Below are 14,231 nucleotides of genomic sequence, written 5' to 3'. Positions count from 1 at the left end.
AAAATAAAAATAAATCTTGTAGAGCATTTTATGTAACGCGTAGCATTAGGATGTGACTATTGTCACAATCTCATGAAACCGCATACACACTATTTATTAAATAAGATAAGTCGATCACACTTTGGAAGTTACTTAAGAAACATTAAATGTAAATTTAGCTTAAGTAAAAATGCCACTGAGAAAGTTTTCCCAGTAGCATTTATTAAATAGTAGGATGATTATTTCGATTGATCAAGTAATCGTATCATTTCATCTTCATCGATAACGGTTATCCCTAATTCGTTAGCTTTCACTAACTTAGAGCCTGCCGCTTCACCGGCAATTACCATGTCAGTTTTTTTAGAAACACTTCCGCTCACTTTTGCACCTAATGCAACTAATCTGTCTTTTGCTTCATCACGCGTTAACTGTGAAAGTGACCCAGTTAACACAACGGTTTTACCCGCAAAAGGATTATCACCCGCCTCATGAGTTACAATAACAGGCGCTTGCCATGTAATACCAGCATCATTGATCAATTGATCAATAACCGTTCTATTGTGTTCTTCTTGAAAGAAATTAACGACATGCTTAGCCACAATATCGCCCACATCAGGAACGGATTTTAGAGCTTCAATATCTGCATTTCGTAATGCATCAAGCGTTGAGAAATGTGTTGTTAATCCACTGGCTGTTGCTTCACCCACTTCTCGAATACCCAGTGCATAAATAAAACGTGCAAATGTTGTTGATTTAGCCTTATCCAAAGCCGTGATCAATTTTTTAGCTGATTTTTCGCCCATTCGCTCTAAACCAGATAAGATTTTTTCATCTAAACGGAAGAGATCAGCAGGTGTTTTGACATATTCTTTCTCAACCAACTGGTCGATAATTTTATCGCCCATTCCATCTACATCCATAGCACGACGTGAAACAAAATGTTTAAGCGCTTCTTTACGTTGCGCGCCACAAATTAAACCACCAGTACAACGTGCAACAGCTTCGCCTTCAATGCGCTCAACATCAGAATCACAAATAGGGCAATGTGTCGGAAAAACAATTTCTTGAGCATCATCTGGACGTTTTTCTTCAATCACACTGACAACCTGAGGAATAACATCGCCTGCTCGACGAATAACCACAGTATCGCCAATGCGTATTCCTAAGCGTTCAATTTCATCAGCATTGTGTAATGTTGCATTACTCACAACAACACCTGCAACTTGAACAGGCTCTAAACGTGCAACCGGTGTAATAGCACCTGTACGCCCTACTTGAAATTCGACATCTTTGATAATCGTCATTTGCTCTTGAGCTTGGAATTTATAAGCAATAGCCCAACGCGGTGCTCTTGATACAAAGCCCAGCTCTTCTTGTAGTGCAATATCATCAACTTTGATAACAACACCATCAATATCAAAACCTAAATTAGGTCGTACTTCCTCTACATGGTGATAAAAATCAAGAACTGCTTTGCTACCTGTGCAAAGTTTTACCGCATCACTAACAGGTAATCCCCATTTTTTAAATTGTTGTAGGCGTCCATAGTGGCTTGTAGGTAATTCACCACCTTCAAGTACACCAACGCCATAACAGAAAAAGGTTAATGGACGTTTTGCTGTAATACGAGGATCAAGCTGTCTTAATGAGCCAGCGGCAGCATTGCGAGGGTTAGCAAAAACTTTTCCGCCTGTACGTCGCGCTTCCTCGTTTAAATATTCAAAGCCTTTTTCATTCATAAAGACTTCGCCACGAATTTCAATACGAGCAGGAATATCTTCACCGTATAAACGCAATGGAATGGCTTTAATTGTTCTCACATTCTCAGTGATATTTTCCCCTGTCGTACCATCGCCACGCGTTGCAGCTTGTACTAAAATTCCATTTTCATAAAGTAAACTAACCGCTAATCCATCTAATTTTAATTCACAACAGAAAGTGATCTCTTCATTATTTTTTAAACGATCACGTAAACGCTTATCAAAAGCTAAATAGCTTGTTTCATCAAAAGCATTATCTAAAGAGAGCATCGGAATTTCATGTCTCACTTGCTCAAATGCTGTCAAAGGTAAAGCTCCAACTCGCTGTGTTGGCGAATCAGAAGTAATTAATTCAGGGTGTTCAGCTTCTAATGCTTTTAGCTCATTCATTAAGCGATCGTATTCAGCATCAGGTATTTCAGGTGCGTCCATGACATGATAGAGATATTCATGGTGACGTAGAGTAACGCGAAGTTTATCAATTTTTTGTTGAGTATTTTTATTCATGATTATCACCAAAGAAGAAAAACCCCCGCAAGCGGGGGCTTTTTTACAGACAAAAGCTATTGATTTAAATCCAGCGTCCTACGGATCCTAGATTTATAAAGCTCGATTTTTTGTGGCGTTAAGAGTTTACGTTCATCATCCAGCACAACACCACCTACATCAGATGCGATACGTTGCGCCGTAAGTAACATCAATTTAAAGTTTTGGTTAGCATCACCATAAGATGGCACCATCATAAACATTGATACACCTGGTGTCGTTAATTCAGCCATCGTATCAATATTAAATGTTCCCGGTTTCACCATATTCGCTAAACTAAACAAAACAGGTCCATTCGCTGTTGGATTGAGATGACGATGGAAAATATTCATTTCACCAAACTGGAATCCAGCTTGAATAATACTTTGCATCAATGCTTCACCATCTAGCATTTGACCATGATGTGCACTTACGTTTAGAACAATAACCAGCTCTTTCTCTGCTTCTGTTGCTTGCGGAGCAGATTCAGCTTTTGGCTCTTCAGCCGGAGCATGATGCGAAGCCTCAGTTTCAACAGGAGTCACATGAGCCGTTGTCTCTGAAATTGACGGCTCAAAACTCGCAGATGGGCTTACTGTATTAACGTGTGATTTTATTTCACTCGCAACATTAACCACTGGTGCTTGTTTTGGCTCATCCCTAACAATCGGTACAGGCTCTTTTTCAATAACATCAAAAACACCAAGGCTAGGCTCTTGTTGTAATGAAGTATCGTGAGAGTTCCCTTTAGTTTGGGTTTCAGACATTAATGGATCTCTATCTGCCACTGAAATTTCGGGTTCATGTAGAGGCTCCGATTTTATCGGTGGCTCACTCTCCCGCTTTTCAGTAGAGGATAAAGTTGATGTCTGATGACTAGCCTCAGCATATTGTGGTTCGTCATCGTTCTCATCTGACTGATAATTCTGTTTCTGACGTTTTACTGGGCGATTACGGAAAAGCTTAGAACGCTCTTTTCGACCAATCCATAAGCCGTGTAATAACAAAGCTATGATTAAAATCGCACCAACAACGATTAATATCAGACGCAAATTTTGCTGCATCATTTCTATCTCTGTTGTCTTGAGGTTTAATAGCCACGTTGGCAAATATTACTTTTTACTAAGAGTATTTGCCAATGCTCATAAGTGCAAGCCAATACTTAATTTTCTTGTCACAAAGATACACACATCAATCTCTTATGCGCGTTTTTTAGACAATTCATGACTAGTAAGGCTGATTATCTCCCTATATGATACTAGCTTGCCCTCATTGGAGAGAATAGGAAGTATGACAAATTTGACAGAAACGAATAAAAATTTAAATGGATTTCATTATTTTGCTCTTGGTTGGCGTTTAATTACACGCAAAGGGCTGAAACGTTTTGTTATCTTACCCCTACTTGCCAATATTATTATTCTCGGAAGCGCCTTTTGGTGGTTATATGGTCAAATCGGTGGCATGGTCAATTGGATGATGGAAAAAGTTCCTGATTGGCTACAGTGGCTGAGTTATTTAATCTGGCCATTATCCGTTATTTTTATTTTATTGGTGTTTACTTATTTCTTTAGTACTTTAGCCAATATTATTGCTTCTCCGTTTAATGGATTGTTGGCTGAAAAATTAGAAGGTCAAATAACTGGCATTGCACCACCAGATACAGGTGTTGCAGGTATATTGAAGGATGTTCCACGTATTTTAAAACGTGAGTTAACTAAAATAGCTTATTATTTGCCTCGTGCTATTGTCTTATTATTGCTCTATTTTATTCCTGCTATCGGACAAACTGTTGCCCCTGTTTTATGGTTTGCTTTTGGTGCTTGGATGATGGCAATTCAATATAATGACTTCCCATTTGATAACCATAAAATTTCATTTGCTGCGATGAAATCTTCGCTGAAACAAGACAAATGGAATAATCTTCAATTTGGCATGGTTATTAATATTTTTACCATGATCCCTATTCTAAATTTAGTCATCATGCCGGTTGCTATTTGTGGTGCAACCGCAATGTGGTGTGATCGTTATCGTAAACAACATGTACAAGATGGGCAGTGGTAAATTTAATTTAACAACCTATCGATAAATGAGAAAAACCCCGTTTTATTAAGACGGGGTTTTATTTTATCGTTTTTTTCCAAATCGTAGTTTGACTTATTTAGTTATTGAATGCATTACTCAATTAATGAACGAATATAATCTTTCGTTTCTTCCTTATCCATCGGCTCACGCTCATTAATGCCCATTTCAAAGATATTCAATGCACCATCTAATTTTTCCATAATCTCTTCATCATCTCGAATACAGAAAATATAAGCATTTTCAAATGGTGTGAGATCCACTAATCGTAACCCTTTCTCTGTCAAAAAGTGGTTAATATATTCAAGGTAAGGTAATTCATAAGGCAACATATAAGGGTCTACGCTCACCTCATCCCAATCAATATTTTCAACTTGAGATAAAATTAATGCACTCGGTGATTCAGGCAAAGAGATCTGCTCTAACGATTTTAAATCAGGAATATCACCAAAATATTCTGTCCACTCCACATAGTCCATTAATCCTTGAGCTGAGAGTGATTCATATAACCAATTAAGGACATCTTCTTGAGCATCGGACTCGGGTAAATTTTCACGCAAAGCTTGCGCGTCTAATTCAGGCACAGCGAGTTCAAGTACACTAATCAACTCTTCAATGGTTTCCATTATGACCCCTGTATTTACAATAAACATAGTTAAAAATAGATTATCAGCCATCAATATACTGTACATCTCTTGATTTATTAATTTGTGAATCGTCTCACTGACTCTTGATTAGAACCTTTTGGAATAAAAAGATGAAAAAGTTATAAGTATATTCATAAAGCTTATTTCCATCTTTAGCTTGATGGCGTATGGTAATTTCATCTGACCTTATAAAAATCATGTACCGAGGATAAAAATGAGCAAGATTTTCGAAGACAACTCGCAAACTATTGGACACACTCCCTTAATTCGCTTAAAGCATTTCGGAAATGGCAACATTCTGGCTAAAGTGGAATCTCGTAACCCAAGCTTCAGTGTAAAATGCCGTATCGGTGCCAACATGATTTGGGATGCAGAAAAGAAAGGTATTCTTAAAGAAGGCGTTGAACTTGTAGAGCCTACCAGTGGCAATACTGGGATTGCTCTTGCTTATGTTGCAGCCGCTCGTGGCTACAAATTAACACTAACCATGCCAGACACCATGAGTGTAGAACGTCGTAAATTACTCAAGGCATTGGGTGCTAATTTAGTGCTGACTGAAGGCGCTAAAGGTATGAAAGGGGCTATTGATAAAGCCAATGAAATTCGCGATAGCGATCCTAAGCGTTACCTTTTACTACAACAGTTTAGCAACCCAGCGAACCCTGAAATCCATGAAAAAACTACAGGTCCAGAGATCTGGAATGATACAGATGGTGAAGTCGCTGCGGTTATTGCAGGCGTCGGCACAGGTGGCACTATTACAGGTATTGGCCGCTATTTGAAAAAGACCCAAGGTAAAGCGGTAACAATGGTTGCAGTTGAACCAACAGGCTCCCCTGTTATTACACAAGCCTTAGCAGGTGAAGAAATTAAACCCGGTCCACATAAAATCCAAGGTATTGGTGCTGGTTTTATTCCTGAAAACCTAGATTTATCGTTACTGGATCGTGTTATTCAAATCACTAACGAAGAAGCCTTTGATACTGCTCGTGAACTTATGACTAAAGAAGGTATTCTCGCAGGTATTTCTTCTGGTGCAGCGATTGCGGCAGCAGTAAAACTCGCAAAAGAACCAGAATTTGCAAATAAAGAAATCGTGGTTATTTTACCTTCATCAGGTGAGCGTTATTTAAGCACACCACTTTTTGCTGACATTTCTGACAGCTAAATCGCGTCATCTCAATTGTAAAATATTTATTAAAAAAGCACCTTAATGGTGCTTTTTTTGTGGTAGAGATCAAAGTTTGTCATCCAGACAGGTGATTTATTTCTTCGAGTTTAGTATTTAATCAATTAATTATTTCGAAGGTCGAAATTAATCAGAAAATAACCGAGATGACAAAAACGAACTCTTTTATCTTTCTGAACACTATTTTTATCAGATGACGCTTTACGACTTAATATTATCTGATATTGCTACGCAAAGCAGGACAAATTCATCTACACTTACTAAGTCCTGACTTAATGTGAACAATTGAGTTATAAAAGGAAAAAATCCTATGTACCAGCAAGAAGTTACTATTACAGCACCAAACGGCTTACATACTCGTCCTGCAGCACAATTTGTAAAAGAAGCCAAAACATTCTCTTCTGATATCACGCTTATCTCTAGCGGTAAATCTGCCAGCGCTAAGAGCCTTTTCAAATTACAAACTTTAGGCTTAACCCAAGGTACTGTAGTGACTATCTCTGCTGAAGGCGAAGATGAAAAACAAGCTGTTGAAGCGTTAGTAAAATTAATGGCGGAATTAGAGTAATTCGCGGTTAAGCTTTAACTCAGTACTTATTCCCCTGAAACCATTCAGGGGAGTTAATCTCAATGATGATTTTAAAACAACAGTATTTTGCAATCCTATTCTTTTAAGATTATCACCAGCAAGTCGTAGGATAAATTATGATTTCAGGAATTTTAGCATCACCCGGTATCGCATTTGGTAAAACCCTTCTCCTCAAAGAAGAACCTATCATCATTAGCCAACGTAAGATCCAAAGTGATGAGATCGAGAATCAAATCGAACGCTTTAAAGATGGTCGTAACAAATCTGCACAACAACTAGAAATTATTAAAGAGCGTGCAGAAAAGAACCTTGGTGCGGATAAAGCCGAAATTTTTGAAGGCCATATCATGTTGCTAGAAGATGAAGAGCTAGAACAAGAAATTGTTACTCTCATCAAAAGCGACAAAAAAACCGCTGAAGCGGCAGTTCAATCTGTTATTGAAGATCAAGCAACTGCATTAGAAGCATTAGACGATGAATACCTAAAAGAACGTGCAGCTGACGTTCGCGATATTGGTAAGCGCTTAATGCGCAATATCTTAGAAATGCCAATTATCGATTTAAGCGCTATCTCAGAAAAAGTGATTTTAGTTGCAACTGACCTTACCCCTTCTGAAACTGCACAATTAAGTTTAGACAACGTATTAGGTTTTATCACTGACTTAGGTGGTAGAACATCCCACACTTCTATCATGGCTCGCTCATTAGAGATTCCAGCTATTGTAGGAACATCTAATGCGACACAAACCATTAAAAAAGACGATTATCTCGTTCTTGATGCGATTAATAACAAAATCATTATTAATCCATCAGATGAGGAACTTGAGACATTAAAAACTATCAAAGAAGAGTACCTGCACGAAAAAGAAGAATTAGCAAAACTTAAAGACTTACCTGCTATTACGCTTGATGGGCATCAAGTCGAAGTTTGCGCTAATATTGGTACAGTTCGAGATGTTGCTGGTGCTGAACGTAATGGTGCTGAAGGTGTTGGTCTGTATCGTACCGAATTCTTATTTATGGATAGAGACTCTTTACCAACAGAAGATGAGCAATTCCAAGCCTATAAAGCGGTAGCAGAAGCTGTTGGAAGTCCTGCGGTCATTATTCGTACTATGGATATTGGCGGTGATAAAGACTTACCTTACATGAACCTACCAAAAGAAGAGAACCCATTCTTAGGCTGGCGTGCAATTCGTATTTGTCTTGACCGTAAAGAGATCCTTCATTCACAATTACGTGCTATCTTAAGAGCATCTGCTTTTGGTAAACTACGCATTATGTTTCCAATGATTATCTCTGTTGAAGAGATCCGTGCATTGAAAGCAGAACTTGAAATACTGAAAAGCCAGCTTCGTGAAGAAAAGAAAGCTTTTGATGAATCTATTGAAGTCGGTGTGATGGTAGAAACCCCAGCCGCAGCAGTAATGGCTCGTCATATGGCAAAAGAAGTTGACTTTTTTAGTATTGGGACTAACGATCTAACACAATATACTCTGGCTGTAGACCGTGGAAATGAGCTGATATCTCATCTATATAATCCAATGTCACCTGCAGTACTCAACCTGATAAAACAGGTGATTGATGCATCACATGCTGAAGGTAAATGGACTGGAATGTGTGGTGAACTTGCTGGAGATGAACGAGCAACATTGCTCCTTCTTGGCATGGGATTAGATGAGTTTAGTATGAGTGCTATTTCAATTCCTCGCATCAAAAAAGTGATTCGTAATGCGAATTACGATGATGCAAAAGCACTGGCAGAACAAGCACTTGCTCAGCCGACTGCAAAAGAATTGATGGACTTAGTAGAAACTTTTACTAAAGAAAAGACACTGTGCTAATCGCATTAGCCAGAGCCCGGTCCCAACTACAATAATTAGGAGAAGATTCATGGGTCTGTTTGATAAATTAAAATCACTGGTTTCAGAGGAAAAGAAAGGCAGTGGCACGATTGATATTGTTGCACCACTTTCTGGTGAAATCGTCAATATCGAAGATGTTCCTGATGTTGTTTTCGCTGAAAAAATCGTAGGTGACGGTATTGCTATCAAACCTGCTGGTAATAAAATTGTTGCGCCAGTTGATGGTACTATCGGTAAAATTTTCGAGACTAACCATGCTTTCTCTATTGAGTCTGACAACGGTATCGAGTTATTTGTCCACTTCGGTATCGACACTGTTGAACTGAAAGGTGAAGGGTTTAAACGTATCGCTGAAGAAGGTCAGCAAGTAAAAGTCGGTGATACTATTTTAGAATTTGACTTGGCTGTATTAGAAGAAAAAGCAAAATCAGTTCTAACGCCAGTTGTTATCTCTAATATGGATGAAATCCAAGGTTTAACCAAAATGACAGGCCCAGTTACTGTTGGTGAAACCGTTATTATTCAGATTAAAAAATAATCTTCTGTAATATTCTCTATTTAAACCGCCACCCATATGTGGCGGTTTTTTTATTTATTCAAAAACCCAAAAACACTCTAAATAATTCAAGATGTAGCTAGGCGACAACGCTACAGTTTGAATTATGACGAGTAAACGCCTGTCGACAAATAACGATCACCCCTATCACACACAATCGCAACAATCACTGCCCCTGGATTTTCTCTTGCAACGCGCAGAGCGCCAGCAACAGCACCTCCAGAACTCACACCACAGAAGATACCTTCTTGTTTGGCTAAAAGGCGCATCGTTGATTCTGCTTCGGTTTGTGACATATCTATCACGCTATCCACCAGCTCTTTTTTAAATATGCCCGGCAAATAAGCTGGTGACCAACGACGAATACCTGGGATCTGGCTTTTTTCTTCAGGCTGAAGACCTATAATTTGCACGCTATCAGATTGTGTTTTTAAGTAACTTCCCACACCGGTGATCGTCCCTGTTGTTCCCATACTCGAAACAAAATGCGTAATACGACCTTGTGTTTGTTGCCAAATTTCAGGGCCTGTGGAAATAAAATGAGCTCTTGGATTATCTGGGTTATTAAATTGGTCTAATACCTTACCTTCGCCCTGATGCTCCATCTGTTGTGCGAGATCTCGCGCACCTTCCATACCGACTTCACGACTGACTAAAATCAATTCTGCACCATAAGCTTGCATTGATGCTTGACGCTCTTTACTCATATTTTCAGGCATTAACAACTTTAAACGGTAACCTTTTACCGCTGCAATCATCGCCAAGGCAATACCTGTATTACCACTGGTTGCTTCAATCAGCGTATCACCCGGTTTTATTTCACCGCGTAATTCCGCTTGTTCAATCATCGATAATGCAGCTCTGTCTTTTACTGAACCTGCAGGATTATTGCCTTCAAGCTTAACCCAGATTTCAGCGTCCACCTCTTGTGTTAGTCGTTGTAGTTTTACTAATGGTGTATTACCAATAAATTGTTCTAACCCTGCCACAATAAGTTCCTGCTCATTTGTTTGTCTGTATTAATGAAGAAATCACATTTAACTTATTAACGCAATAATATTAACGTAATTCGACAAGTCTCTTTGTTTTTATAGAAACCAAAACACCCATACCTAAAAAATAAGCATGGGTGAAAAATCGCGAAATAAAACGATAGATTAATAATAAAATTAACAAAATCTGCCGTAAACCCTCACCCAATACGGGCGGGGAGCAGTCACGCGGTATAGGCTAACGACACTGTATTTAAGGGAGTATCTCCCGTATATAAACGGGCTTGAGCACCTCCCATATAATAAGTATTTCCTTTTGTTGGTGCCGAAGAAATATCATTCCAAACCGCAGTAATCGGTATTTCACTCCATCCTAATGGCTGTAAAATCAACTGCCAATAATGCCCTTTTGGCGATACTTCAATAACCTTAACAGGCAATCGGCAAACACTGTTGGCATGTACACTTAATGCTATTTCCCAAGGACGTAAAAACACATCTACCGAACCTTGATAAAGCGGTGTCACCGATAATGGCAAATGATATCCACCAATCTGTAATTGAGCACCATTAATTTCACCTTTTAGATGATTCACATCACCTAAAAACTCTAAAACAAAGCGACTTTGAGGTGATTGCCATACCTCTTGTGGTGTTCCTACTTGCTCTATTTTACCATTCCCCATAATCACAATGCGATCAGCCACTTCCATCGCTTCTTGTTGATCATGAGTAACAAAGACACTGGTAAATTTAAGCTCTTCATGCAATTCACGTAACCAACGGCGTAATTCCGTTCTTACTTTGGCATCCAAAGCGCCAAAAGGCTCATCGAGTAATAAAATTTGAGGTTCAACAGCTAAAGCTCTTGCTAAAGCGACACGCTGTTTTTGCCCACCCGATAATTGTGCTGGATAACGTTGTGCTAAATGAGGCAATTGGATCATTTCTAACAACTGTTGTACTTTTTTATGAATAGCTTCTTTGTTAGGACGATCTCGTCGAGGCAATACCGTTAGACCAAAAGCGATATTCTCAAATACAGTCATATGGCGAAACAGTGCATAGTGCTGAAAAACAAAACCGACTTTGCGATCTCTAGCATGTAATCGGCTAACATCTTGCCCCTCGAAACAAATATTTCCTTGGGTTTGATGTTCAAGGCCAGCAATAATACGCAAAAGCGTTGTTTTACCTGATCCTGAAGGTCCTAGCAGCGCCACCATTTCACCTGAAGCCACATCAAGGTTGACATCATGCAACACTTCAGTGCGATCAAAATATTTTGTGACACTATTAATTTCAATACTCATATTTTGCCTCTACTTTGTGTAAGTAATGATGTCATTGCTGACGAGCTAAATGCCATTGCAACGCACTTTTAAACATTAAGGTGAAGATTGCCATCATCGCGAGTAATGCAGCCGCAGTAAATGCACCAACGGTATTGTAATCTTGATGCAGTAATTCAACTTGTAACGGTAGTGAATAGGTTTCTCCACGAATAGCACCAGACACGACAGAAACTGCACCAAACTCACCGATAGCTCTGGCGTTGGTTAATACCACGCCATATAACAATGCCCAGCGAATATTCGGTAACGTTACTCGCCAAAACATCTTCCAACCGCTCGCTCCCAATAACACGGCGGCCTCATCTTCTTGACTGCCTTGGCTCATCATCACTGGTACCAACTCTCTTACTACAAAAGGACAAGTGACAAACACCGTAACTAGTACCATTCCCGGCCATGAGAACATCAATTGGATATCAAATTGAGATAACCATTGCCCTGCCCAGCCATTGCTACCGTAAAAAAGCAGATAGAGTAATCCAGCAACCACTGGAGACACTGCAAATGGAATATCAATCAATGTCATTAATAGCTGGCGTCCCGGGAAACGAAAACGTGTGACAAGCCATGCCATACTGACACCAAACAACATATTGACAGGTACGGTGATTAACGCGATGAGTACGGTTAACCAAACCGCGTGTAACATGTCACTGTCCAATAAGTTCTCAGTAAATATTTCAATACCTTTTGAAAACGCGGTCATAAAGATCCACGCAATAGGCACAACTAAAAATAAAATGGATAACACAACGCCCGTAAGGATTAACCCCCACTTCACCCAATCAATTTGGCGACGATAAACAGAGCGTTGTTGCATAATATCTGACATCAATGCCCCCTCAACCGTTGCCCAAATCGGCTTTGTAATCCATTAATTGAAAACAGTAAGACTAATGAAACAAGTAAAATTACAGAAGCAACGGCACTTGCCGCAGGATAATCAAATTCTTGTAATCGAATAAAAATCATCAAAGAAACAACTTCTGTTTGCCACGCAATATTGCCAGCAATAAAAATAACAGCGCCAAACTCACCTAAGCTGCGCGTAAAAGAGAGTGCGGTTCCTGCTATTAATGCTGGCGATAACTCAGGTAAAACAACCTTACGAAAGGTCTGCCAACGACTCGCCCCTAGCGTTTCAGCCGCTTCTTCATACTCAGGACCTAATTCTTCAAGAACTGGCTGAACGGTTCTTACAACAAAAGGCAGACTGGTAAAAGCCATCGCAACAGCGATACCAATCCATGTGTTGATAACTTTGATATCAAATTTATCCAATACAAAACCGTACCAGCCTTGTGTTGAAAAAAGTGTCGCAAGTGTGAGACCCGCAACAGCCGTAGGCAAAGCAAAAGGTAAATCCATTAAACCATCAAGTAGTTGTCTACCCGGAAAACGGTAACGAGTAATGATCCACGCAAGCAACATGCCGAAAACTGCATTAAAAATACTGGCAACGGCTGCTGCGAGTAATGTGACTTTATAAGCAGCCACAATTTGAGGGTGCGTTATCACCGCCCAATACTGGGACCAACTCATATCAGAAAGTTGTACAACCAGCGCACTCATTGGTAACAGTAAGATCAAGCAGGTGTAAAACAGTGTTCCACCTAAACTTAATCCAAATCCTGGTAATACCCGTTTGCTGGTTGTAGTAAACATTATTGACGTCCTTGCGCTAACAACTTATCAAGCATGCCATCTGTCGTGAAATGTGTTTTCATCACGTTATTCCAGTCACCAAATACCTCTTCAATCGTAAATAATGACGTTGCTGGGAACTGTGCTGACTTTTGAGCCATAATCGCTTTATCATTTACGCGATAATTAAATTGCGTGATGATCTCTTGTGCTCTAGGGCTGTATAAATAATTTAGATAGGCTTTTGCCAATGCTTCGGAGTCATTACGTTGAATATTTTTATCAATCCAAGCGACAGGAAACTCAGCTAGAATATCAATAGGTGGCACAATAACTTGATATTCATCTTCGCCATATTGTTTACGAATGTTATTAACTTCAGATTCAAAACTGATCAGAACATCCCCAAGTCCACGTTCGATAAATGAGGTGGTGGCACCGCGTCCTCCAGTATCAAATACCTCAACATTCTTGAGGAATTTTTTCATCGCTTCCTGCGTCTTTTCATCATTACCATAAGCTTTTTCGAAAGCACCCCACGCGGCTAAATAAGTGTAGCGACCATTACCAGAGGTTTTAGGATTAGGGAAAACCACTTTGACATCTTCACGCGTTAAATCTTCCCATGAAGTAATGTTCTTTGGATTTCCTTTGCGTACTAAATACGCCATAGTGGAATAATAAGGCGAGCTATTATTAGGAAGACGTTGTTGCCAATCAGCAGGAATTAATTTGCCTTTATCATGCAAAATTTGCACATCTGTAACTTGATTATAAGTCACTACATCCGCGGGTAAACCTTGTAATATTGCAAGTGCCTGCTTAGATGAGCCTGCATGTGATTGTTTGATGGTGACTTTATCATCAGGATGTTGAGCATCCCATTGCGTTTTAAAATCGCTATTTAGCTGTGTGAATAGCTCTCTTGCGATATCGTAAGAGCTATTAAGTAATTGAGCAGCCCCAGCATAACTACTAACAACCAAAGACAATGCTGCGGTTGCTTGTAATGCAAAGGTTCTGATTGTGTTTTTCTTCATCAAAAGTACCC

13 protein-coding genes are annotated in these 14,231 nt (G+C 39.4%); 5 read left to right on the top strand and 8 right to left on the bottom strand.

Features of this window, described 5'->3' with window-relative positions:
* Nucleotides 1–218 precede the first annotated feature (218 nt).
* The gene (ligA, locus tag AB4J89_RS00470) at nt 219–2,246 is read right to left on the bottom strand and encodes an NAD-dependent DNA ligase LigA (RefSeq protein ID WP_311755047.1); all 2,028 of its coding nucleotides are present in this window, start codon (nt 2,244–2,246) and stop codon (nt 219–221) included.
* A 56-nt stretch (nt 2,247–2,302) separates the two neighbouring features.
* Nucleotides 2,303–3,331: a cell division protein ZipA gene (gene zipA, locus AB4J89_RS00465; protein WP_311755048.1), complete on the bottom strand. Its 1,029-nt coding sequence runs from the start codon at nt 3,329–3,331 to the stop codon at nt 2,303–2,305.
* 223 nt (nt 3,332–3,554) lie between these two features.
* Between zipA and cysZ the strand changes: the two genes are divergently transcribed.
* The gene (gene cysZ / locus AB4J89_RS00460; protein WP_088495075.1) at nt 3,555–4,325 is read left to right on the top strand and encodes a sulfate transporter CysZ; all 771 of its coding nucleotides are present in this window, start codon (nt 3,555–3,557) and stop codon (nt 4,323–4,325) included.
* Between the two features lie 113 nt (nt 4,326–4,438).
* Here cysZ and AB4J89_RS00455 read toward each other — a convergent pair whose 3' ends face one another.
* Nucleotides 4,439–4,969: a hypothetical protein gene (locus AB4J89_RS00455; RefSeq protein WP_088495074.1), complete on the bottom strand. Its 531-nt coding sequence runs from the start codon at nt 4,967–4,969 to the stop codon at nt 4,439–4,441.
* 235 nt (nt 4,970–5,204) lie between these two features.
* Here AB4J89_RS00455 and cysK point away from each other — a divergent pair, with 235 nt between their 5' ends.
* The 4 genes from cysK (at nt 5,205) to crr (ending at nt 9,171) form a co-directional block, all read left to right on the top strand.
* On the top strand, nt 5,205–6,158 hold the full coding sequence (cysK, locus tag AB4J89_RS00450) for a cysteine synthase A (protein WP_088495073.1): 954 nt from the start codon (nt 5,205–5,207) through the stop codon (nt 6,156–6,158).
* A gap of 331 nt (nt 6,159–6,489) precedes the next feature.
* Nucleotides 6,490–6,747, top strand: coding sequence for a phosphocarrier protein Hpr (gene ptsH / locus AB4J89_RS00445; protein ID WP_006533407.1), 258 nt, complete (start codon nt 6,490–6,492; stop codon nt 6,745–6,747).
* A gap of 137 nt (nt 6,748–6,884) precedes the next feature.
* Nucleotides 6,885–8,612 carry a phosphoenolpyruvate-protein phosphotransferase PtsI gene (ptsI, locus tag AB4J89_RS00440; RefSeq protein ID WP_088495072.1) on the top strand — a complete coding sequence of 576 codons (1,728 nt, stop codon included), beginning with the start codon at nt 6,885–6,887 and terminating at the stop codon, nt 8,610–8,612.
* A gap of 49 nt (nt 8,613–8,661) precedes the next feature.
* Nucleotides 8,662–9,171: a PTS glucose transporter subunit IIA gene (gene crr / locus AB4J89_RS00435; RefSeq protein ID WP_036935451.1), complete on the top strand. Its 510-nt coding sequence runs from the start codon at nt 8,662–8,664 to the stop codon at nt 9,169–9,171.
* A gap of 122 nt (nt 9,172–9,293) precedes the next feature.
* Here crr and cysM read toward each other — a convergent pair whose 3' ends face one another.
* From cysM to cysP, 5 genes are all read right to left on the bottom strand, one after another.
* Nucleotides 9,294–10,178 carry a cysteine synthase CysM gene (gene cysM / locus AB4J89_RS00430; RefSeq protein ID WP_088495071.1) on the bottom strand — a complete coding sequence of 295 codons (885 nt, stop codon included), beginning with the start codon at nt 10,176–10,178 and terminating at the stop codon, nt 9,294–9,296.
* Nucleotides 10,179–10,405: 227 nt separating this feature from the next.
* A complete protein-coding gene (cysA, locus tag AB4J89_RS00425) occupies nt 10,406–11,494 on the bottom strand; it encodes a sulfate/thiosulfate ABC transporter ATP-binding protein CysA (protein WP_368467729.1) in 1,089 nt (362 codons plus the stop codon).
* A gap of 31 nt (nt 11,495–11,525) precedes the next feature.
* On the bottom strand, nt 11,526–12,368 hold the full coding sequence (cysW, locus tag AB4J89_RS00420) for a sulfate/thiosulfate ABC transporter permease CysW (protein WP_088495069.1): 843 nt from the start codon (nt 12,366–12,368) through the stop codon (nt 11,526–11,528).
* Nucleotides 12,368–13,201 (bottom strand): sulfate/thiosulfate ABC transporter permease CysT, encoded by an 834-nt coding sequence (gene cysT / locus AB4J89_RS00415; RefSeq protein WP_088495068.1) that lies wholly within the window; start codon nt 13,199–13,201, stop codon nt 12,368–12,370. The genes cysW and cysT overlap by 1 nt, the downstream gene beginning before the upstream one ends.
* Nucleotides 13,201–14,220: a thiosulfate ABC transporter substrate-binding protein CysP gene (gene cysP, locus AB4J89_RS00410; RefSeq protein ID WP_311755050.1), complete on the bottom strand. Its 1,020-nt coding sequence runs from the start codon at nt 14,218–14,220 to the stop codon at nt 13,201–13,203. Before cysP ends, cysT begins: the two co-directional genes overlap by 1 nt.
* Between the last annotated feature and the right edge of the window lie 11 nt (nt 14,221–14,231).

Source organism: Proteus sp. STS61-E, from assembly GCF_040932335.1.
GTDB classification, from domain to species: domain Bacteria; phylum Pseudomonadota; class Gammaproteobacteria; order Enterobacterales; family Enterobacteriaceae; genus Proteus; species Proteus mirabilis_B.
Note: the sequence above shows the minus strand (reverse complement) of the source record. Positions and strands in the feature narration are given on the sequence as shown.

Coding starts and splice junctions, on each gene's coding strand:
- ligA (WP_311755047.1), bottom strand. CDS start 2,246: ATGAATAAAAATACTCAACAAAAAATTGATAAACTTCGCGTTACTCTA.
- zipA (WP_311755048.1), bottom strand. CDS start 3,331: ATGATGCAGCAAAATTTGCGTCTGATATTAATCGTTGTTGGTGCGATT.
- cysZ (WP_088495075.1), top strand. CDS start 3,555: ATGACAAATTTGACAGAAACGAATAAAAATTTAAATGGATTTCATTAT.
- AB4J89_RS00455 (WP_088495074.1), bottom strand. CDS start 4,969: ATGGAAACCATTGAAGAGTTGATTAGTGTACTTGAACTCGCTGTGCCT.
- cysK (WP_088495073.1), top strand. CDS start 5,205: ATGAGCAAGATTTTCGAAGACAACTCGCAAACTATTGGACACACTCCC.
- ptsH (WP_006533407.1), top strand. CDS start 6,490: ATGTACCAGCAAGAAGTTACTATTACAGCACCAAACGGCTTACATACT.
- ptsI (WP_088495072.1), top strand. CDS start 6,885: ATGATTTCAGGAATTTTAGCATCACCCGGTATCGCATTTGGTAAAACC.
- crr (WP_036935451.1), top strand. CDS start 8,662: ATGGGTCTGTTTGATAAATTAAAATCACTGGTTTCAGAGGAAAAGAAA.
- cysA (WP_368467729.1), bottom strand. CDS start 11,494: ATGAGTATTGAAATTAATAGTGTCACAAAATATTTTGATCGCACTGAA.
- cysW (WP_088495069.1), bottom strand. CDS start 12,368: ATGTCAGATATTATGCAACAACGCTCTGTTTATCGTCGCCAAATTGAT.
- cysT (WP_088495068.1), bottom strand. CDS start 13,201: ATGTTTACTACAACCAGCAAACGGGTATTACCAGGATTTGGATTAAGT.
- cysP (WP_311755050.1), bottom strand. CDS start 14,220: ATGAAGAAAAACACAATCAGAACCTTTGCATTACAAGCAACCGCAGCA.